We start from the raw sequence: 19,305 nt of genomic DNA on the forward strand, positions 1-19,305 counted from the left end.
CGGTGTGACCCGGGGCACATACAGTCGTGGCACAGCAGAGAGAGCGCTCTCTGGACAGCAGCTCCTCTCCAGCCCTTCACAAAGGAGTGACCGTGGGACACACGCGACTCAAGAGAATGACAGCCCTGGCGGGTGCGGCGGCACTGGCAGCCGTCGCCACGGGGTGCGGCGGGGGCGGAGGCGAGCCGGCCAGCGCCGACAACCCCGTGGAGCTCACCGTCACCACCTTCGGGACCTTCGGCTACGACGACCTCTACGGCGAGTACGAGGAGCTGAACCCGGGCGTGACCATCAAGGCCACGAACATCGACCGCGGCTCGAACGCCCGCACGGACGCCTTCACCAAGATCGCCGCCGGGTCCGGGCTCAGCGACGTCACCGCCATCGAGGAGGGCTGGCTCGGCTCGATCATGGAGGTCTCCGACCAGTTCGTCGACCTCAACGAGCACGGCGCCGCCGACATCAAGGACAACTGGGTGCCGTGGAAGTTCGAGCAGGGGACCGACCCGGAGGGCCGCGTCATCGGGTACGGCACCGACATCGGTCCCCAGGGCCTCTGCTACAACGGAAAGCTCTTCGAGGAGGCCGGTCTGCCCAGCGACCGCGAGGAGGTCGCGGAGCTCTTCGGCGGCGACGACGCCACCTGGGAGACCTACTTCGAGCTCGGCCGCGAGTACCAGGAGACCACGGGCAAGGCCTGGTACGACCAGTCCGGCTTCGTGTGGAACTCGATGGTCAACCAGCTCGACGAGGGCTACTACACCGCCGACGGCGAGCTGAACGTGGAGGGCAACGAGCAGCTGCGCGAGCGCTTCGACCTGCTCGCCGCGGGCACACTGGACGGCCTCTCCGCCAACCAGACCCAGTTCGACTGGGGCAACGGCCAGGCCTTCGTGGACGGCTCCTTCGCGACCTTCGTCTGCCCCGGCTGGATGCTCGGCACCATCGAGGGCCAGCTCGAGTCCGCCGGCGGCGGCGAGGGCAGCGGGTGGGACTTCGCCGACGTCTTCCCGGGCGGCGCCTCCAACTGGGGCGGCGCGTTCCTCTCCGTCCCGGAGACCTCCGAGCACCCGGAGGAGGCAGCGAAGCTCGCGGCCTGGCTCACCGCGCCCGAGCAGCAGGTCAAGCAGTCGGCCAAGGCGAACAACTTCCCCAGCACCATCGAGGCCCAGGAGAAGCTGGTCGAGGACGCCGAACCGAACCCCGTGTTCAACGACGCACCCACCGGGGTGATCCTCGCGTCCCGCGCCGAGGGGGTCGTCGCCCAGTTCAAGGGCCCGCACGACTCCGTGATCCAGGAGAACGTCTTCCTGCCGCCGCTGAAGCGCCTCGACGCCGGGACCGCCACGGCCGACGAGGCCTGGGACGAGGCCCTCGCGCTTCTCGACGACCTGGTCGTCAACAACTAGCAGGACCCGGCCACGGGGCCTCCGGAATCCGCCGGAGGCCCCCTCACGGAAGCGCGAGACCCTCATGACCACGACAGCCCACCGCCCCGCCGCCGCGGCGCCCGCCGCGCCGGCGCCGAGTCCGCCCAGGCCGACCCGCAGACAGCGGCTCATCGTCCTGGACCTGAAAGCCTCCCCCTACCTGTACATCGCGCCCTTCTTCGTCCTCTTCGGAGTGGTGGGGCTCTTCCCGCTCGGGTACACGTTCTTCGTCTCGCTCTTCGACTGGCACCTGCTCACCGGCCGGGGCGAGTTCGTGGGGCTGGGCAACTTCACCGAGGTGCTGCGGGACCGGTTCTTCTGGAACTCGCTGTTCAACACGGTGAGCATCTTCCTGCTCTCGAGCATCCCGCAGCTGGCGGCCGCGGTGCTGATCGCGGCGGTCCTGGACCAGAACCTGCGCGCCAGGACGCTGTGGCAGATGAGCGTGCTGCTGCCCTACGTGGTCACCCCGGTGGCCGTGGCCATGATCTTCACGAACATGTTCGGCGAGCAGTACGGGCTCATCAACAACATCCTCGGCAGCTTCGGGGTCGACCCGATCCTGTGGAAGAACGAGACGCTGCCCAGCCACATCGCCATCGCCGCCATGGTCAACTGGCGCTGGACCGGCTACAACGCGCTGATCCTGCTCGCGGCGATGCAGGCGGTGCCCCGTGACCTGTACGACGCCGGCGCGATCGACGGCGCGGGCCCTCTCCGCCGGTTCTTCAGCATCACCCTGCCGAGCATCCGTCCCACGATGGTGTTCGTGGTCATCACGACCACCATCGGCGGCCTCCAGATCTTCACGGAGCCGAGGCTCTTCGACCCCGTGGCCGCGGGCGGCACGCAGCGCCAGTTCCAGACCACGGTCCTCTACCTCTGGGAGATGGCCTTCCAGCGGCAGAACTTCGGCAAGGCCGCGACCATCGCCTGGCTGCTCTTCCTCCTCATCCTGCTCTTCGGCCTGGTCAACTACCTGGTCTCGCGCCGCATCGCGACGGCGTCCGACGGGGGGAGGCCGCCGCGCAGGACCGGGCGCGGGGCCGGTCGGCGGCGGAGGCCGCGTGCGGTGGACGCCGTCGTCCCCGACGCGGCGGCGAACACCGGCACCGGCGCGCCACGGGCGGCCGCAGCACCGACGACCACGAGGAGGACACGATGACCGTCACCGGCGCACCCACGAGGACCAGGACGCGGCGGCCGCGGGCGGTGCCCGTGCGCCGGCGGATCTTCGGGGACGGGCACCGCCCCGGCTTCCTCACCTACGGCCTGCTGTCCGCGTTCTTCCTGGCCAGCGCCTATCCGCTGTGGTGGTCGGTGATCATCGGCAGCCGCTCCAACGAGGCCCTCGGCCGCACCTGGCCGCCGCTGCTGCCGGGCGGCAACTTCTGGACGAACGTGGGCGAGGTCTTCGACACCATCCCCTTCTGGCTGGCCCTCGGCAACAGCGTGCTCATCTCGGGGATCATCACCGTCTCGGTGGTCACGTTCTCCACCCTCGCCGGGTACGCGTTCGCCAAGCTGCGGTTCAAGGGGCGCGACGGCCTCATGGTCGCGGTCGTCGCGACCATGGCCATCCCCACGCAGCTCGGCATCATCCCGCTGTTCATGCTCATGCGCGAGCTCGGCTGGACCGGCGAGATCGGGGCGGTCGTCGTGCCCACCCTCGTCACGGCGTTCGGCGTGTTCTTCATGCGCCAGTACCTCGTGGACGTCATCCCCGACGAGCTCATCGAGTCGGCCCGGATGGACGGGGCGTCGATGATCTCCACCTTCTGGCACGTCGCGCTCCCCGCGGCCCGCCCGGCCATGGCCATCCTCGGCCTGTTCACCTTCATGACGGCGTGGACCGACTTCCTGTGGCCGCTGCTCGTCCTCGACGCGAGCAACCCCACCCTGCAGACGGCGCTGAGCCAGCTGCAGTCGGCCCGCTACGTGGACTACTCGATCGTCCTCGCCGGCGCCGTCATGGCCACGCTTCCCCTCCTGGCGCTCTTCGCCGTCGCGGGCAGACAACTCATTTCCGGAATCATGCAAGGAGCAGTGAAGGGCTAATGCCGAACAACGCAGAAGACGCAGCCGTGCACCACCGCAGCTGGCCCGAGGGCTTCCTCTGGGGCTCGGCCACCGCCGCGGCCCAGGTGGAGGGCGCCGGGCACGAGGGCGGCAAGGAGGACTCCGTCTGGGACGCCTTCGCCCGTCTGCCGGGCGCCGTGGCCAACGGCGACACCCTGGAGGACGCCGTGCAGCACTACCACCGGATGCCCGAGGACGTGCGGATCATGAAGGAGCTCGGGCTCGGCTCCTACCGCTTCTCCACGAGCTGGGCGCGGGTGCGTCCCGGTGACCGGGCCCCGAACCCCGAGGGCCTGGACTTCTACTCCCGCCTGGTCGACGAGCTGCTCGAGGCCGGCATCCTGCCCTGGCTGACCCTGTACCACTGGGACCTGCCGCAGGCGCTCGAGGAGAAGGGCGGGTGGGCCCACCGGGACACCGCGCACCGTTTCGTCGAGTACGCCGACGACGTGCACTCGGTGCTCGGCGACCGGGTGCGGCACTGGACCACGTTCAACGAGCCCTTCTGCTCGTCGCTGCTCGGCTACGCGGCCGGGGTCCACGCGCCCGGCCGGCAGGACCCCCGGGCCGCCGTCGCCGCCGTGCACCACCAGCACCTGGCCCACGGCCTCGCGGTCGAGCACCTGCGGTCCCGCGGTGCCGAGCACCTGGGCATCACCCTCAACCTCAGCAACTCGATCCCCCGAGACCCCTCGGACCCGGTGGACCTCGACGCGGCCCGGCGGTTCGACTCCCTGCAGAACCGCCTCTTCCTGGACCCCATCCTGCGCGGCGCGTACCCCGAGGACACCCTCGCGGACCTGGACCGGTTCGGCCTCCGCGAGCTCGTCCGGGACGGTGACCTCGCGACCATCGGGGCGCCCCTCGACTTCCTCGGCGTGAACCACTACCACGACGACCTCATCAGCGGGCACCCGGAGTCCTCCGGCGGCGACGGCCACTCCGGCGGCGCCAGCCGCCCCACGTCCTCGTGCTGGATCGGCTCCGAGGACATCGCGTTCCCGAGCCGCGGCCTGCCGCGCACGGCGATGGACTGGGAGGTGAACCCGGACGGGCTGCGGAAGCTCCTGGTGCGCCTGGGCGAGGAGTACCCCGCGCTCCCGCCCCTGTACGTCACCGAGAACGGCGCCGCCTACGACGACGTCGTCGGCGACGACGGCGCCGTCCACGACACGGAGCGCACCGAGTTCGTCCTCGGCCACATCGCGGCCGTGGGGGAGGCCATCGACCAGGGCGCGGACGTCCGCGGCTACTTCGTGTGGTCGCTGCTGGACAACTTCGAGTGGTCGTGGGGCTACGGCAAGCGCTTCGGCGTGGTCCGGGTGGACTACGGGACGTTCGAGCGCACGGTCAAGGACAGCGGTCGCGCCTACGCCGGGGTCATCGCCGCCGCCGCGGACCGCACGCCGGTGGCCCCGTCCACGGGCGCCTAGCATTGATGCCAGCCCACCCGCCGAGAGCACCGGAGATGATCATGACGCAGCGCGCAGGCGGCCCCCGGCCCGTGCCGACGCTCGAGATGGTGGCCGCGCTGGCCGGGGTCTCGCGGGCGACCGTGTCCCGGGTGGTGAACGACTCGCCCAGCGTCGACCCCGAGCTGGCGCAGTCGGTGCGGAAGGCCATCGAGGCCCTCGACTACACCCCGAACCGGGCGGCGCGTTCGCTGGCGAAGCGACGGGCCAACTCGGTCGCCCTGATCATCCCGGAGTCCACGTCCAAGGTGTTCGCGGACCCGTTCTTCACGACCGTGGTCCAGGGCATCGCGATGTACCTGACGGACACCGACTTCACCCTGAACATGGTCATCGCGTCCGAGGCGAAGCCCGAGAAGACCCGCAGCTTCCTGCTCGGCGGCAACGTGGACGGTGCCCTGGTGGTCTCGCACCACAGCGGCGACCACTCGTGGACCCACCTCTCGGGGTCGCTGCCCATGGTGTTCGCGGGTCGCCCGCTCGTCGGCGCCGAGGACGCCTACTACGTGGAGGTCGAGAACGAGGCCGCTGCCTGCAGCGCCACCCGGCTGCTCACCGCGAGCGGGCGGCGGAGCATCGCGACCATCGCCGGGCCGCAGGACATGCCCCCGGGCATCGACCGGCTGGCGGGCTGGCGGACCGCGGTGCGGGAGGCCGGGCTGGACGACCAGCTGGTGGAGGTGGGCGACTTCACGCTCGCCTCGGGGGCCCGGGCCATGCAGCGGCTGCTGGACCGCGGCCGGCCGGTCGACGCCGTGTTCGCCGCGAACGACCAGATGGCGGCCGGGGCGTACACCGTGATCCAGGGCCGCGGCCTGCGCATCCCGGAGGACATCGCCGTGGTGGGCTTCGACGACGACTCCTTCGCGACGTCGGTGACCCCCGCGCTGACCACGGTGAACCACCCGATCGTCGAGCTCGGCCGGAAGATGGCCGAGACCCTCGTCGACATGATCGAGGGCCGGCCGACGGACCGGGTGACCATCATGTCGACCTCGCTCGTGCTCCGGGACTCCGTCTAGTCCTTCCCGCCCCGAGCCGGGCGACGCCCCGGCGCCGTCGTCGGCGTCCCCGGATCCTCCCCGAAAGGCCACCATGCCCCCTCCAGCCCTCCCCGCCCCGGTGACGGGCGACGACCCCGCGACGGCGACCGGCCGTCCCGTGCACTGGGGCGTCGTCGCCACCGGGTCGATCGCCGGCCGCGTGGTCCAGGACCTGGCGCTGCTCGACGACGCCGTGCTCTCGGCCGTCAGCTCCCGCTCCAGGTCCTCCGCCGAGGCGTTCGCCGAGCGCTTCGGCGCGGCCCGGAGCCACCACGACCACGACGGCACCACCGGCTGGGAGCGCCTCGTCGCGGACCCCGCCGTGGAGGTCGTCTACGTCGCCACGCCCCACGCCCAGCACCACGCGGTGGCCCGCGCGACCCTCGAGGCCGGCAAGCACGTGCTCTGCGAGAAGCCGCTGACCATGAACGCCCGGGAGGCGGGGGAGCTGCGGGAGCTCGCCCGGGCGCGCGGGCTGTTCCTCATGGAGGCGGTGTGGACGCGCTTCCTGCCGAGCTTCGGGCGCGCCCTCGACATCGTCCGTTCCGGCGAGATCGGACGGGTCCGCTGGCTCCAGGCGGACCTCGGCGCCCCGGTTCCGTACGACCCCGGGTCCCGGCTCTGGGATCCCGCGGCGGGCGGAGGGGCCCTGTTGGACCTCGCCGTGTACCCGCTCACCTGGGCGCTCGCGGTGCTCGGCGCACCGGCCGGCCTCACGGCCCACGGCGTCCTCCACGAGGACGGCGTGGACCTGCACAACGGCCTGACCCTCACCTGGGCGGACGGGGCGCACGCCCACCTCACCACGTCCATCGAGACGGACTGCCCGGGCACGGTGACCATCAGCGGGACGGACGGCTGGCTGCGCACCGGGGCGCCCCTGTACCACCCCGGTGAGCTCGTGGTCCGGTCCGGGGGAGCCGCGCCGCGGACCGAGCGCTTCCGGGCCGCCGGGCACGGCTTCGCCCACGAGCTGCGGGAGGTGAACCGGTGCCTCCAGGCCGGCCTGACCGAGAGCCCGCGCATGCCGCTCGCGGACACCGTGCTGGTGCTGGAGCTGCTCGACGACGCGCGCCGGCAGATGGGCCTGCGCTACCGCAGCGACCTGCCCTGACCGGCGGGCGCCACGACGGGGCGCCCCCGAACTGTCGCGTGTCCGGAAGGGACCGGCTGCGGATACCGTGGGAGGCATGACCACGCGCGCCGCCCCCTGGAGGCAGGGATCCCTCGACGACGACCCCTCGGGCCCCGGGCCCCGGCTCCTGCCGTACCACCGGCTCGGCCACGCCGACCCCGACCACCGGTGGTGGAAGCCGCTCGTGGAGCTGCTGCTCTTCGGCGCCTTCTACGGGGTGCTGGCCGTCGTGTTCGGCATCGTGTGGGCCGTGGGGCTCGTGGCCGTGCGCGGCGAGGAGGCCCTGGACGAGGTCTTCCTCGGGGGCACGGAGCTGGACATGATGGACCCGGCGATCTTCTTCATGCTGTTCTTCTCCCTGGTCCTCATGATCCCGGCGCTCCTCGCGGCCCGGGCCATCACGGGCCCCCGGCCCCTCGGGCTGCTGCTGTCGGTGACGGGACGGCTGCGCTGGGGCCTCCTCGGCCGGTGCCTCCTCGTGGCCCTGGCGGTCTACGCGGTGGGCCAGGCGGCCGCCCTCCTCGTGGAGTACGCGCTGCTCGGCTCGCTGACCGCCCCGCAGCCGGTGGAGGGCTTCTGGTGGCTGATCGCCATGATCGTGCTGGTGGTCCCGCTGCAGTGCGCGGCGGAGGAGCTCGTCTTCCGGGGCTACCTGCTGCAGACCGTGGGACGGTGGCTGCGCCGGCCCGTGTTCGCGATCCTGCTGCCGGTGCCCCTGTTCACGTTCGGGCACCTGTACGACGCCTGGGGGCTGCTGGCGGTCGCGGTCATGGCGGTCGTCGCCGGCTGGCTGACCTGGCGCACCGGCGGGCTCGAGGCGGCGATCGCCCTGCACGTGGTCAACAACGTCATCGCCACGCTCTTCGGCGCGCTCGGCCTGGCCGACCCGGACGCCGAGGAGTCGTCCTGGGTGGCCCTCGCCCTCTCGGCGGGCCTGCAGCTGCTCTTCGCGTGGCTCGTGGTCCGCGGTGCGCGCCGGCGCGGCGTGGAGGTGACCCGGACCGTGCACCCGCCGGGGCCGGCCCTCCTCCTCGCGGCCGGCCCCGGACCCGGTGGGGAGGGCCGTGGGCCCGGAGCCTGGGTGTGCCCCGGCCCGCCCGCCTGTCCCGGCCACTGGGCGGGACAGGTGCCCGGGCGAGCGCCCCAGCACCTTTCGTAGACTGACGGCATGGAACCCCGCACCACAGTCGACCCCCGGTCCGCCGTCGAGGACCTCGGCCGCTACGTGATGGAGTCGCCGAGCTCCTTCCACGCCGCGCACGCCGCCGCCGCCCGGCTGGAGGAGGTGGGCTTCGTCCGCCTCGACGAGACGGAGGACTGGGCCCGGACCGGCGTCCGCGGGCGGCGCTACGTGCTCCGCGACGGGGCTGTCATCGCGTGGGCCACCCCGGCGGAGGTCCCCCCCGCGGCGGGGTTCCGGATCCTCGGTGCGCACACCGACTCGCCGGGCTTCAAGCTCAAGCCGAGGCCCACCACCACGGCCCACACCTGGCACCAGGCCGGGGTCGAGACCTACGGCGGGGCGCTGCTGAACTCGTGGCTGGACCGCGAGCTGCGCCTGGCGGGCCGGCTCGTGGTCCGCGGGACGGACGGCGCCCCGGTGGAGCACCTGACCGCCACCGGCCCCGTGGCCCGCATCCCGCAGCTCGCCATCCACCTGGACCGCGAGGCCAACAAGGGCCTGCAGCTCGACCGCCAGCAGCACGTGCAGCCGATCTGGGGAGTGGGACAGCCGGAGGACGCGGACGTCCTCGCGCTGCTGGCCGAACACGCGGACGGCGGGCCCGTGGACCCGGCCCGCATCGTCGGCTACGACGTGGTGCTGGCGGACGCCCAGCCCCCCGCCGTGTTCGGGCAGGGCGGGACGCTGTTCGCCTCCGGGCGGCTGGACAACCTGTCCTCCGTGCACGCCGGGCTGAGCGCGCTCGCCCGCGAGGCCGAGGCGGTCGAGCAGGGCCGGCACATCGCGGTGCTCGCCGCGTTCGACCACGAGGAGATCGGCTCCCGCACCCGCTCCGGCGCCGCGGGACCGTTCCTCGAGGACGTGCTGGTGCGCATCGGTGAGGGCCTGGGCCGCTCCGCCGCCGAGCACCGGCGCTCCCTGGCCGGGTCCGTGTGCCTGTCCGCCGACGCCGGGCACCTGGTGCACCCCAACTACCAGGGCCACCACGACCCCGTGAACCGGCCGGTGCCGGGGGCGGGGCCGCTGCTGAAGATCAACGCGGACCAGCACTACGCCACGGACGCCGTGGGCGCCGGGATCTGGGCCGAGGCCTGCGCGCGCGCCGGTGTGGGCTACCAGGAGTTCGTCTCCAACAACCGGGTGCCGTGCGGGTCCACCATCGGGCCCATCACCGCGGCCCGGCTGGGGGTGCGCACGATCGACGTCGGCATCGGCCTGCTGTCGATGCACTCCGCCCGGGAGCTGTGCCACGTGGACGACGTCGCCGCCCTCGGGGCGGTCGCGGGGGCCTTCTACACCGCCTGACCCGCCGCGCCGCCTGCTCGACCTGCTGCGCGGGGGGTCGCCACTGAACGGTGCGAGTCGGTCGTTCCGTTCGGTGGCGACCCCTCGGCGCGGACGGTCCGCTGCCGGTGAGGGGCGGCTCAGCCGGGGATCGACGCCGTGCCGACCGCGACCCGCTCGGCCGGGAACTGCGGCATCGCGATGTCGGCCATCCGGGCGAGCACCCGCACGACCTGGCAGGAGTAGCCGAACTCGTTGTCGTACCAGACGTAGAGCACCAGCGAGCTGCCGTTGACGATCGTCGCGAGACCGTCGACGACGCCCGCGCGGCGGGAGCCCACGAAGTCGGTGGACACGATCTCGGGGGAGTCGGTGTAGTCGATCTGCTTGCGCAGGGACGAGTTCAGCGAGATGTCCTTCAGGTACTGGTTGACCGCGTCCTCGGACTCCGGGGCCTGCTCGAGCTGCAGGTTGAGGATGGCCATGGACACGTCCGGGGTGGGGACGCGGATCGCGTTGCCCGTCAGCTTGCCGGCCATCTCCGGCAGGGCCTTGGCCACGGCCTTCGCGGCGCCGGTCTCGGTGATGACCATGTTGAGGGCGGCGGAGCGGCCCCGGCGGTCGCCCTTGTGCCAGTTGTCGATGAGGTTCTGGTCGTTGGTGTAGGAGTGGACCGTCTCCACGTGGCCCTGCGCGATGCCGTACTTGTCGTGCAGGACCTTCACGACCGGGGTGATCGCGTTGGTGGTGCAGGACGCGGCGGACAGGATGGTGTCCTCCGGGGTGATGGCGTCGTCGTTGACCCCGCACACGATGTTCTTCAGGTCGCCCTTGCCCGGTGCGGTGAGCAGCACCTTGGCCACGCCCTTGGCCTGCAGGTGCTTCGAGAGCCCGGCCTCGTCGCGCCACACGCCCGTGTTGTCCACGACGATCGCGTTGTCGATCCCGTAGGCGGTGTAGTCGATCTCGGTGGGGTCGTTCGCGTAGATGAACTTGATGGCCACCCCGTTGGCCGTGATGACGTCGTTCTCCTCGTCGACGTGGATGGTCCCGTCGAACTTCCCGTGCACCGAGTCGCGGCGCAGGAGGGAGGCGCGCTTGACCAGGTCGTTGCCCGGCTTCTTGCGCACCACGACGGCGCGCAGGTTCAGGCCGGTGCCGTCGTTGCGGTTGATGAGGATGCGGGCGAGCAGGCGGCCGATGCGGCCGAACCCGTAGAGCACCACGTCCTGGGACTCCGGGGAGTTCTGGGCCCTGCGGTCCACCACGGGGGCGAGCTCCTCGCGCAGGAACGACTCGAGGTCCTGGTCCGACTCCTGGGCGAGCCGGTTGAGCTTGCCGAGGTCCACCGCGCAGGTGCCGAGGTTCAGCCCGGACATGGCCTCGAGCAGGCGGGTCGTGTCCTCGAGGGGCAGCTCCTCGCCGTCGATCCGGCGGGCGAAGCGGTGCGCCTTGATGATCTGGGTGACGGACTTGTGCACCAGGGAGCGGCCGTAGACCGTCGGCACGACCTTGTTCTCACGGTGCAGGCGTCCGACCAGGGGGACGATGCCCTCGGCGAGCGACTCGCGGTCGGCCCAGCTTTCAGGAGTGCTCAAGAATGACTCTCTTCCTCGGCCGGGGACGTCATCGTGTCCGGCCGTGACGTGCCGCGCCTCGTTGCGCGGTCGGGTGCGCGCCGCTGCGGTTCGCGCAGGACGCCGCCCTCCATTCTAGGGGCACCGGGGGCGGGAAGGGCTCCCGTTACGGGCCCGGCGGGCCGGTCCGGTGCCGGGGGCGGCGGGGCCGGCGGGTGCTACCGTGAGAGCATGCTGACGGTCATCGGTGAGGCGCTCGTGGACGTGGTCTCGAAGCGCGGCCAGGAGCCCCGCGCGCACGCCGGGGGAAGCCCCATGAACGTGGCCGTGGGCCTGGCCCGGCTCGGCCACGAGGTCCAGTTCCTCGGCCGCTACGGCGAGGACGAGTACGGCACGCAGGTCGAGGCGCACCTGCGGGACAACGGCGTGCTCCTGCCCTTCGACGCCGACACGCGGCCGACCTCCGTGGCCGAGGCCGTCATCGGGGAGGACGGCGCCGCGACCTACGACTTCCAGCTCGACTGGTCCCTGGACCTCTCGGACGAGCAGCTGGCCGAGCTGCTCCGGGACACCTCCCTGCTGCACGTCGGGTCGATCGGGGCGATGCTCGAGCCCGGCGCCTCGAAGGTCCTGCACGCCGTGGAGCAGGCCCACCGCTCGGCCCTGATCTCCTACGACCCCAACTGCCGGCCGTCCATCATCCCGGACTCCTCGGACGCCCGGGCCCGGGCCGAACAGCTCGTGGCCCTCGCCGACGTCGTGAAGGCCTCGGACGAGGACCTCCTGTGGCTGTACCCCCACCGCAGCGTCGAGGAGAGCGCGGGCGCCTGGCTCAAGGCCGGCGCGGAGCTCGTCGTCGTCACCCGCGGGCCCCTGGGGCCCTGGGCCCGCACCCGCGCCACCGGGCCGCGCGGGGTGGAGGTGCCCGCCGCCCGCACCACGGTCGTGGACACCGTGGGGGCCGGGGACTCCTTCATGGCCGCGCTGCTCGGCTGGCTCACCGACCACGGCTACACGGGCGCGCCGGCCCGCGAGCGGATCGACAACCTGGACGAGCAGCAGGTCGGCGAGCTGCTGCGCTACGCCGCCGCGGCGGCCGGCGTCACGGTCTCCCGCGCCGGCGCGGACCTGCCCCGCAAGGACGAGCTGCCCGCGCCCTGACCCGCCCCGACCCCACCCGTCCCGTCCCGTCCAAGGAGAGCCCGTGCCCGAGCGCGACCCGTACGCCGACCTGCCCGACCTGCCGAGCTTCACCCTCACCTCCGAGGACATCTCCGACGGCGGCCCGCTCGCCCCGGCCCAGCTCTCGGGCATCATGGGCGCCGGCGGCCAGGACGTGTCCCCGCAGCTGAGCTGGTCCGGGGCCCCGGAGGGCACGAAGAGCTACGTGGTCACGGTCTTCGACCCGGACGCCCCCACCCCCAGCGGCTTCTGGCACTGGTGCCTGTCCAACATCCCCGCCGACGTCACCTCCCTCGCGCGCGGCGCGGCGTCCGACCCTCCGGCCGGGGCGGTCAAGCACCGCAACGACGGCGGCACCGACGAGTACGTGGGCGCCGCCCCGCCCCCCGGCCACGGGCCGCACCGCTACATCGTGTGCGTGACCGCGGTGGGCGAGGAGCAGATCGACGTCGACGAGAGCGCCAGCCCCGCCGTCGTCAACTTCCAGCTCTTCAGCTCCGGGATCGCCCGCGCCTGCCTCACCGGGACGCACGAGGCCTAGGTGGCAGAACACCCGTGAGCCCTGATCCGGAGGTCCCCGGGACGGCGCCGATCCGGATGATCGCCAGCGACCTCGACGGCACCGTCCTGGGGCACGACTTCCGCTTCCGCCCGCGCACCGTCGACGCGATCCACGCCGCCCAGGACAGCGGCATCCACGTGGTGTTCGTGACGGGCCGGCCCATGCGCTGGCTCGACCCGCTGCGCGAGCAGCTCGGCCACGAGGGCGTGGTCATCTGCTCGAACGGGGCGGTGGTCTACGACCTCAGCGCCGACCTGGTCGTGGAGTCGAGCCTGTTCCCGGCCCGGGACGCCTTCGCGGTCATGGACGAGGTCGCGGCCCGGCACCCCGGCACGCTGTTCGCGGCGGAGACCCTCGAGGGGGTCTTCACGGACCACGGGTGGGCCAGGACCGACCGGATGGAGGTCGGCGCCCCCCTGGTCGGGGCGCTGCGGGACCGGCTGCCGGAGGACCAGGGGCTGGTGAAGTTCCTGGCCAAGCTGGACACCGCCGAGCCGCAGGAGTACTTCCGGGCGCTCGCCGAGCTCGTGGCCGGCCGGCTGTCCGTGACGCACTCCGTGGCGGCGGCCCCGCTCGTGGAGATGGGGCAGAAGGGGCTCACCAAGGCGCGCACCCTCGAGCAGTACGCGGCCGAGCGCGGCATCCGTCCGCACGAGGTGATGGCCTTCGGCGACATGCCCAACGACCTCGAGATGCTCACGTGGGCCGCCCACGGCTACGCCATGGCGAGCGGGCACCCCGCGGTCGCGCGGGCCGTGGGCCGCACGGCCCCGCCGTTCGAGGAGGACGGGGTGGCCCAGGTGATCGAGGCCCTGCTGCGCGGCGGCCGACCTGGCGCGTCATGGGCGGGACAATCCGCTACCACGGGGTAACAATAGGGGGGTGACCCCTCCAGCGCACCGGCGCGACGCCCCCGCAGCCCTGGCCCACCGCGGTTTCTGCCGGGACGGTGCCGAGAACACCCTCGACGCCTTCCGGGCGGCCCGGGACCTCGGCTACGAGTGGATCGAGACGGACGTCAACACGACGGCCGACGGGGTGGTCCTGTCCTTCCACGACGAGACCCTCGACCGCGTCACCGGCGGCAGCGGGAAGGTCTCCGCCCTGACCTGGGCGCAGATCAGGGCCGAGCGCGTCGCCGGCGTCGGGCGCATCCCCCGCTTCGCCGACCTGCTGACGGAGCTCCCCGAGCTGAAGTTCAACGTGGACGTCAAGGACGAGGCGTCCGTGGCGGCCCTGCCGGCGCTGCTCCACGAGCTCGGCGCCGTGGACCGGGTGCGGGTGACCTCCTTCTCCGAGAGCCGCCGGCGCCGCACGCTGCGGCGGATCCGCGAGCTGGACGGCCGGACCGTGCCCACGTCCTCCGGCAAGGAGGGGATGCGCCTGCTGCTCGTGTGCTCGTGGCTGGGCGGGCCCACCTGGCGTCTCGCGCGGCGGGCGGCCGCCCGGTGGATCGAGCCGTTCGACACCGTGCAGATCCCCCGCCGGTACCGGGTGCGGGGCGGGGCCGAGGTCCAGCTCGTGACCCCCCGCTTCCTGGACTTCGCCCACCGGCACGGCATCGACGTGCACGTGTGGACCGTCAACGAGACGGCCGAGATGGCGGAGCTGCTCGAGCTCGGGGTCGACGGGATCGTCACCGACCGGGCCGACCTGCTCGCCTCCCTCCTGGCGCAGCGTGGACAGTGGCCGCCCTCCGGCGTGTGAGCCGTGGCACGGCGGCGCGGCCCGTGGCAGGGTGGGAGCCATGACCGACACCGCCACGACCGGCACCGCGCAGCACGTCCTGACCGAGGTCCGCAACGGCACCGGACACATCGTGCTCAACCGGCCCCGTCAGCTCAACGCCCTCACCGCACAGATGTACCGGGACCTCAAGGCCGCGCTCGACGCGTGGCGGGACGACGACGCCGTGCGCCACGTGCTCGTCACCTCGGCCTCCCCGCGGGCGTGGTGCGCCGGCGGCGACATCCGGGAGGTCCGCGACGCCGTGCTCGCCGGGCGGACGGAGGAGGCCACGGGGGTGTTCGCCGTCGAGTACGCCCTCGACTGCCTGATCGCGGACTACCCCAAGCCCTACGTGGCGCTCATGAACGGGATCTGCATGGGCGGCGGCATGGGCATCTCCGTGCACGGTTCCCACCGCGTGGTGGGTCCCTCCACGGTCATGGCGATGCCCGAGACGAAGATCGGCTTCTTCACCGACATCGGCGCCTCCTGGTTCCTGCCGCGCGTCTCCCGGCCGGACCACCGCGGCGAACCGGGCCTGGCCGTGGGCCGCTGGCTCGCCCTCGGCGGGCAGCGGCTCGGCGGCGCGGACGCCGTCGCCCTCGGGCTGGCCGACGTCCTCGTGGCGGACGAGGACTTCGAGGCCCTCGCCGGGGCCGTGGTGGAGGAGGGCCCGGAGGACGCCCTCTCCCGCTTCGCGCGCGAGCCCGAGCCGTCCTCCGTGGTGGCGCGGTGGGAGGAGATCGAGGAGCGCTACGGCGCCCCGACCCTCGAGCAGATCGTCGCCGCCGCGCCGGAGGACCTCGCGGGGATGAGCCCCTCCTCGCTGGTGCGCACCTTCGAGCTGCTGGAGCGCGGCGCGGCCGACGACAGCGTGCGCTCCTGCCTCGAGCGGGAGCTGCGCCTCGCCGCGGACACGATCGCCCGCCCCGACTTCGCCGAGGGCGTGCGGGCGGTCCTCGTGGACAAGGACAACCGGCCGGCCTGGGAGCACGCCTCCGTCACGGACGTCGACGTCGCGGCCGTCCGGGCCGTGCTCGACGAGAAGCTGCCGCTGCCCCGCTGACCGGCCGGCACCGGCCCGGCGCGCTCAGCGGCGGGACGGGTGCTTCCCGTTGTCGCTGACCACCGGCCGGGGAGGACCCCACCGGTCACCGGCCGGGGTGGGGCGGTCCACGAACCGGCGGTAGCCGAGGTACAGCACCACGGCCAGCGCCACGGTGACCACGGCGAACGAGGCGACGGTGTCCTGCGAGACCAGGCTGCGGACCACGCTGTGCAGCAGCGTGAACAGACCGCCGAGCAGCACGCCGTGGGCGAGCACCGGCCGGCGCCGCTCCACCGCCAGGCTCGCCCCCAGCAGCACGACGGACGCGACCAGGGCGATCACGCCGACGTCGCGGCTGTACCGCATGTGCTCGACCTCCCACGCCCCCCGTTCGCGCTCGTAGGCCGCCCACTGCTGCTGCTCCTCCGGGGCGAGCTCGCGGGTCTCCCGCGCCATCGCGACCGCCGGGGGCGGCGCGGGCTCCTCCGGGCCGGGGTGGACCGTGGCGACGCCGAGACCCACGGACAGGGCCAGCAGCAGCCCCAGGAAGAACGTGTAGACCGTCCGCATGACCCTGCCGTCCGTGCGGTCCTCGGCGCTGTCCTGCGTGCGGTCCTTCATGCGGCGTGCTCCGTCTCCCCCGCCGGTGCGGGACGTCCGTCCAGGGCGCCCGGGTCCGCGGCCGGCCGGCCGCCGGGGCGTGCTCACATTGTGGGGCGGGCCTGCTCCGTTGTCCACGTCCGTCACCTGGCCCGCGGGCCTTCCACCGTGTTCCCCGCCTGCCTACGCTGGAGTCCTCCGCGGCGGCCCACGGGACCCGGGGGCGCGAACGGAGCCGGGCGAGCACCGGAGGGCGGTGGGCCGCGCGCCCGCCGGAGAGGCGGTGGGGACCATGGTGGTCTTCGAGAACAGGGTCGAGGCCGGGCGGCAGCTGGGGAAGCGGCTGAGGTCCCTGCGCGGGCAGGACGTGGTGGTGCTGGGGCTGCCCCGCGGCGGGGTGCCCGTGGCCCACGAGGTGGCCCGCATCCTGGACGCGCCGCTGGACGTCATCGTGGTGCGGAAACTGGGGGTCCCCTCCCAGCCCGAGCTGGCCATGGGCGCCATCGGGGAGGAGGGCGCCCGCGTGCTCGACGAGCGGACCCTCCAGTACTTCGGGGTGACGGACGCGCAGCTCGAGCAGATCGAGGCGCGGGAGCGGGCCGTGCTCGAGGCGCGGACGGCGCGCTTCCGGGAGGGCCGGGAGCGGGTCGATCTCACCGGGCGGACCGCCCTGGTCGTCGACGACGGCATCGCCACCGGCTCCACGGCCCGCGTGGCCTGCCGGATCGCCCGCCAGCTGGGCGCCGCGCGCGTGGTGCTGGCCGTCCCGGTGGCCCCGCAGGAGGCCCTGGGCCGGGTGGTGGAGGCGGACGAGGTGATCTGCCTCGCGACCCCGCCGTACTTCACGGCCGTCGGCTACCACTACCGGGACTTCTCCGCCACCGAGGACGACGAGGTGGTGGCCCTGCTGGACGCCGCCCGGCGCCGCCACCAGCCGGAGCTGCCCGCGCCGCCCCGGGCGGGGCCGGCCGCGCACGGCTATCCGGTCGACGCCGACGTGCGCATCCCGGCCGGGAGGGAGCAGCTCGAGGCGCACCTGCACCTGCCGGCGCCCGGCGCCGGGGTGGTGGTCTTCGCCCACGGCAGCGGCAGCAGCCGGCGCAGCCCGCGGAACCAGTACGTGGCCTCCGTCCTGCAGCAGGCGGGGCTCGGCACCCTGCTGCTCGACCTGCTCACCCCCGGGGAGGAGACGGACCGCGGCAACGTCTTCGACATCGGCCTGCTCGCCGAGCGGCTGCTCCTGGCCACGGCGTGGCTGCGTGAGCAGCCCGGTTCCGCGGCGTCCCCGGTCGGGTACTTCGGGGCGAGCACCGGCGCCGGCGCCGCCCTGTGGGCCGCGGCCGAGCCCGGCGCGTCCATCGCGGCCGTGGTCTCCCGCGGCGGCCGGCCGGACCTCGCGGACGAGCGGCTGCGCTCGGTGCAGGCACCCACCCTGCTGATCGTCGGCAGCGAGGACTCCGAGGTGCTCGGCCTCAACCGGTGGGCGCAGGAGTCGATGCGCTGCCCCACCCGGTTGGCCGTGGTGGAGGGCGCCACGCACCTCTTCGAGGAGCCCGGCACGCTCGCCGAGGCCGCCGCGCTGGCCCGGGACTGGTTCCTGCGCCACCTCTCCCCGGCCGGGGAGCACGGCGACGGGACGTCCCGGTGAGCCCGCTCGGGCGCGGCCCCTCCCGGGAGGCCGGGGTCCTCGCGGAGATCCGCTCCCTCGCCCAGCCGCTGGAGACGGCGCAGGACCTCGACCCGCTCGTGGAGCGCTGCGCCGGCGCCCGGTTCGTGTGCGTGGGGGAGGCGTCCCACGGCACGCACGAGTACTACCGGTGGCGGGCCCTGCTCAGCCGCCGGCTCATCGAGGAGCACGGCTTCACCTGGATCGGGGTCGAGGGGGACTGGCCGGACTGCTGGCGGATCGACCGGTGGGTGCGCGGCGAGGCGGACCAGGACCTCGACGCCCACGGCGTCCTCGCGGGCTTCGAGCGCTGGCCCACGTGGATGTGGGCGAACGAGGAGGTCGCCGAGTTCCTCGACTGGCTCCGGGAGGAGAACGCCCGCCGGGCCGGCCACGAGCAGGTCGGCTTCTACGGCCTGGACGTCTACTCGCTGTGGGACTCGCTGCGGGAGATCATCGGCTGGCTCGGGACGAGCGCCCCCGAGGCGCTGCCCGCCGCGCTGCAGGCGTGGCAGTGCTTCGTCCCCTTCCACGAGGACCCGCACCGCTACGCGTGGCGGACGCGGATCGTGCCCGAGAGCTGCGAGGCCGACGTCGTCGCCCTCCTCGCCGAGGTGCGCCGGCGCACCATGGACCGGACGGCCGGGGACCCCGCCGCGTTCGACGCCGTCCTCAACGCCATGGTGACGGTCGACGCCGAGCGCTACTACCGGACCATGGTGCGCGGCGACCAGCAGTCCTGGAACGTGCGGGACGAGCACATGGCGGACACCGCGGACCTGCTCTCCCGCCACCACGGGCCCGGTGCCAAGGGCCTGGTGTGGGAGCACAACTCCCACGTGGGGGACGCCCGGGCCACCGACATGTTCGACGCCGGGCTGGTCAACGTGGGTCAGCTGCTGCGCGAGCGCCACCCCGCGCACGAGGTGGTGCTGGTCGGCCTCGCCTCCTGGACCGGCACGGTGGTCGCGGCGGAGGCGTGGGGCGCGGCCGAGGAGGTGCTCGCCGTCCCGCAGGCTCGTGCCGGCAGCCACGAGGACCTCCTGCACCGGGCGCTGGAGGAGGACGCGGTGCTCGTCTTCGGCCGCGACCGCTCCGGGCCCTGGCTCTCCGGGAGGTTCGGCCACCGGGCCGTCGGGGTGGTGTACCACCCGTGGCGCGAGGCCGGCAACTACGTCCCCACCCGCATGGGGGAGCGCTACGACGCGCTGCTGTGGTTCGGGACGACCGCCGCCCTGCGGCCCCTGCACCACGAGGCCCCGCCCGAGGAGCCCGAGCTGGAGACCGAGCCGACGGGCTTCTAGAGGCGTCCCGGC

At 73.3% G+C, this 19,305-nt stretch carries 17 protein-coding genes; 15 read left to right on the forward strand and 2 right to left on the reverse strand.

What is annotated here, in order from left to right:
- The first annotated feature begins 116 nt into the window (after positions 1–116).
- The 8 genes from ACZ2G1_RS15890 (at position 117) to ACZ2G1_RS15925 (ending at position 9,647) form a co-directional block, all read left to right on the forward strand.
- Positions 117–1,409, forward strand: coding sequence for an ABC transporter substrate-binding protein (locus ACZ2G1_RS15890; RefSeq protein ID WP_470377736.1), 1,293 nt, complete (start codon positions 117–119; stop codon positions 1,407–1,409).
- Positions 1,410–1,473: 64 nt separating this feature from the next.
- Entirely contained in the window at positions 1,474–2,595 is a 1,122-nt protein-coding gene (locus ACZ2G1_RS15895; protein WP_017832100.1) for a carbohydrate ABC transporter permease, read from the forward strand.
- Positions 2,592–3,488, forward strand: coding sequence for a carbohydrate ABC transporter permease (locus ACZ2G1_RS15900; protein WP_017832099.1), 897 nt, complete (start codon positions 2,592–2,594; stop codon positions 3,486–3,488). Before ACZ2G1_RS15895 ends, ACZ2G1_RS15900 begins: the two co-directional genes overlap by 4 nt.
- Entirely contained in the window at positions 3,488–4,942 is a 1,455-nt protein-coding gene (locus ACZ2G1_RS15905) for a GH1 family beta-glucosidase (RefSeq protein WP_470377140.1), read from the forward strand. The genes ACZ2G1_RS15900 and ACZ2G1_RS15905 overlap by 1 nt, the downstream gene beginning before the upstream one ends.
- A 41-nt stretch (positions 4,943–4,983) precedes the next feature.
- Positions 4,984–6,003, forward strand: a complete 1,020-nt coding sequence (locus ACZ2G1_RS15910) for a LacI family DNA-binding transcriptional regulator (RefSeq protein WP_081994343.1) — start codon at positions 4,984–4,986, stop codon at positions 6,001–6,003.
- Between the two features lie 73 nt (positions 6,004–6,076).
- Positions 6,077–7,138: a Gfo/Idh/MocA family protein gene (locus tag ACZ2G1_RS15915; RefSeq protein WP_470377141.1), complete on the forward strand. Its 1,062-nt coding sequence runs from the start codon at positions 6,077–6,079 to the stop codon at positions 7,136–7,138.
- A 76-nt stretch (positions 7,139–7,214) separates the two neighbouring features.
- Positions 7,215–8,318 carry a lysostaphin resistance A-like protein gene (locus ACZ2G1_RS15920; RefSeq protein WP_470377142.1) on the forward strand — a complete coding sequence of 368 codons (1,104 nt, stop codon included), beginning with the start codon at positions 7,215–7,217 and terminating at the stop codon, positions 8,316–8,318.
- Positions 8,319–8,327: 9 nt separating this feature from the next.
- Positions 8,328–9,647, forward strand: coding sequence for a M18 family aminopeptidase (locus ACZ2G1_RS15925; protein WP_470377143.1), 1,320 nt, complete (start codon positions 8,328–8,330; stop codon positions 9,645–9,647).
- Between the two features lie 119 nt (positions 9,648–9,766).
- Here the strand turns inward: ACZ2G1_RS15925 and ACZ2G1_RS15930 are convergent, their stop codons facing one another.
- Entirely contained in the window at positions 9,767–11,224 is a 1,458-nt protein-coding gene (locus tag ACZ2G1_RS15930; RefSeq protein WP_470377144.1) for a glyceraldehyde-3-phosphate dehydrogenase, read from the reverse strand.
- 210 nt (positions 11,225–11,434) lie between these two features.
- Between ACZ2G1_RS15930 and ACZ2G1_RS15935 the strand changes: the two genes are divergently transcribed.
- From ACZ2G1_RS15935 to ACZ2G1_RS15955, 5 genes are read left to right on the forward strand one after another with little or no spacing between them, the layout of a single operon-like run.
- The gene (locus ACZ2G1_RS15935; protein WP_035925929.1) at positions 11,435–12,364 is read left to right on the forward strand and encodes a carbohydrate kinase family protein; all 930 of its coding nucleotides are present in this window, start codon (positions 11,435–11,437) and stop codon (positions 12,362–12,364) included.
- A gap of 43 nt (positions 12,365–12,407) precedes the next feature.
- Positions 12,408–12,926, forward strand: a complete 519-nt coding sequence (locus ACZ2G1_RS15940) for a YbhB/YbcL family Raf kinase inhibitor-like protein (protein WP_035925930.1) — start codon at positions 12,408–12,410, stop codon at positions 12,924–12,926.
- A 14-nt stretch (positions 12,927–12,940) separates the two neighbouring features.
- Complete coding sequence (locus ACZ2G1_RS15945; protein ID WP_242630419.1) at positions 12,941–13,819, forward strand: HAD family hydrolase; 879 nt, start codon at positions 12,941–12,943, stop codon at positions 13,817–13,819.
- A gap of 10 nt (positions 13,820–13,829) precedes the next feature.
- Positions 13,830–14,654, forward strand: a complete 825-nt coding sequence (locus ACZ2G1_RS15950; protein ID WP_035925932.1) for a glycerophosphodiester phosphodiesterase family protein — start codon at positions 13,830–13,832, stop codon at positions 14,652–14,654.
- A 40-nt stretch (positions 14,655–14,694) separates the two neighbouring features.
- Entirely contained in the window at positions 14,695–15,741 is a 1,047-nt protein-coding gene (locus tag ACZ2G1_RS15955; protein WP_035925933.1) for an enoyl-CoA hydratase/isomerase family protein, read from the forward strand.
- 24 nt (positions 15,742–15,765) lie between these two features.
- Here the strand turns inward: ACZ2G1_RS15955 and ACZ2G1_RS15960 are convergent, their stop codons facing one another.
- The gene (locus ACZ2G1_RS15960; protein WP_115162283.1) at positions 15,766–16,344 is read right to left on the reverse strand and encodes a hypothetical protein; all 579 of its coding nucleotides are present in this window, start codon (positions 16,342–16,344) and stop codon (positions 15,766–15,768) included.
- 271 nt (positions 16,345–16,615) lie between these two features.
- Between ACZ2G1_RS15960 and ACZ2G1_RS15965 the strand changes: the two genes are divergently transcribed.
- Both ACZ2G1_RS15965 and ACZ2G1_RS15970 read left to right on the forward strand, forming a co-directional pair.
- The gene (locus tag ACZ2G1_RS15965; RefSeq protein WP_031282285.1) at positions 16,616–17,971 is read left to right on the forward strand and encodes a phosphoribosyltransferase; all 1,356 of its coding nucleotides are present in this window, start codon (positions 16,616–16,618) and stop codon (positions 17,969–17,971) included.
- On the forward strand, positions 17,968–19,293 hold the full coding sequence (locus tag ACZ2G1_RS15970) for an erythromycin esterase family protein (RefSeq protein WP_470377145.1): 1,326 nt from the start codon (positions 17,968–17,970) through the stop codon (positions 19,291–19,293). Before ACZ2G1_RS15965 ends, ACZ2G1_RS15970 begins: the two co-directional genes overlap by 4 nt.
- Positions 19,294–19,305: the final 12 nt, after the last annotated feature.

Source organism: Kocuria sp. KKT182 (genome assembly GCF_055635395.1).

Bases quoted from the DNA above. Each gene is read 5' to 3' on its own strand.
- ACZ2G1_RS15890 (WP_470377736.1), top strand. From the start codon at position 117: ATGACAGCCCTGGCGGGTGCGGCGGCACTGGCAGCCGTCGCCACGGGG.
- ACZ2G1_RS15895 (WP_017832100.1), top strand. From the start codon at position 1,474: ATGACCACGACAGCCCACCGCCCCGCCGCCGCGGCGCCCGCCGCGCCG.
- ACZ2G1_RS15900 (WP_017832099.1), top strand. From the start codon at position 2,592: ATGACCGTCACCGGCGCACCCACGAGGACCAGGACGCGGCGGCCGCGG.
- ACZ2G1_RS15905 (WP_470377140.1), top strand. From the start codon at position 3,488: ATGCCGAACAACGCAGAAGACGCAGCCGTGCACCACCGCAGCTGGCCC.
- ACZ2G1_RS15910 (WP_081994343.1), top strand. From the start codon at position 4,984: ATGACGCAGCGCGCAGGCGGCCCCCGGCCCGTGCCGACGCTCGAGATG.
- ACZ2G1_RS15915 (WP_470377141.1), top strand. From the start codon at position 6,077: ATGCCCCCTCCAGCCCTCCCCGCCCCGGTGACGGGCGACGACCCCGCG.
- ACZ2G1_RS15920 (WP_470377142.1), top strand. From the start codon at position 7,215: ATGACCACGCGCGCCGCCCCCTGGAGGCAGGGATCCCTCGACGACGAC.
- ACZ2G1_RS15925 (WP_470377143.1), top strand. From the start codon at position 8,328: ATGGAACCCCGCACCACAGTCGACCCCCGGTCCGCCGTCGAGGACCTC.
- ACZ2G1_RS15935 (WP_035925929.1), top strand. From the start codon at position 11,435: ATGCTGACGGTCATCGGTGAGGCGCTCGTGGACGTGGTCTCGAAGCGC.
- ACZ2G1_RS15955 (WP_035925933.1), top strand. From the start codon at position 14,695: ATGACCGACACCGCCACGACCGGCACCGCGCAGCACGTCCTGACCGAG.
- ACZ2G1_RS15960 (WP_115162283.1), bottom strand. From the start codon at position 16,344: ATGAAGGACCGCACGCAGGACAGCGCCGAGGACCGCACGGACGGCAGG.
- ACZ2G1_RS15965 (WP_031282285.1), top strand. From the start codon at position 16,616: ATGGTGGTCTTCGAGAACAGGGTCGAGGCCGGGCGGCAGCTGGGGAAG.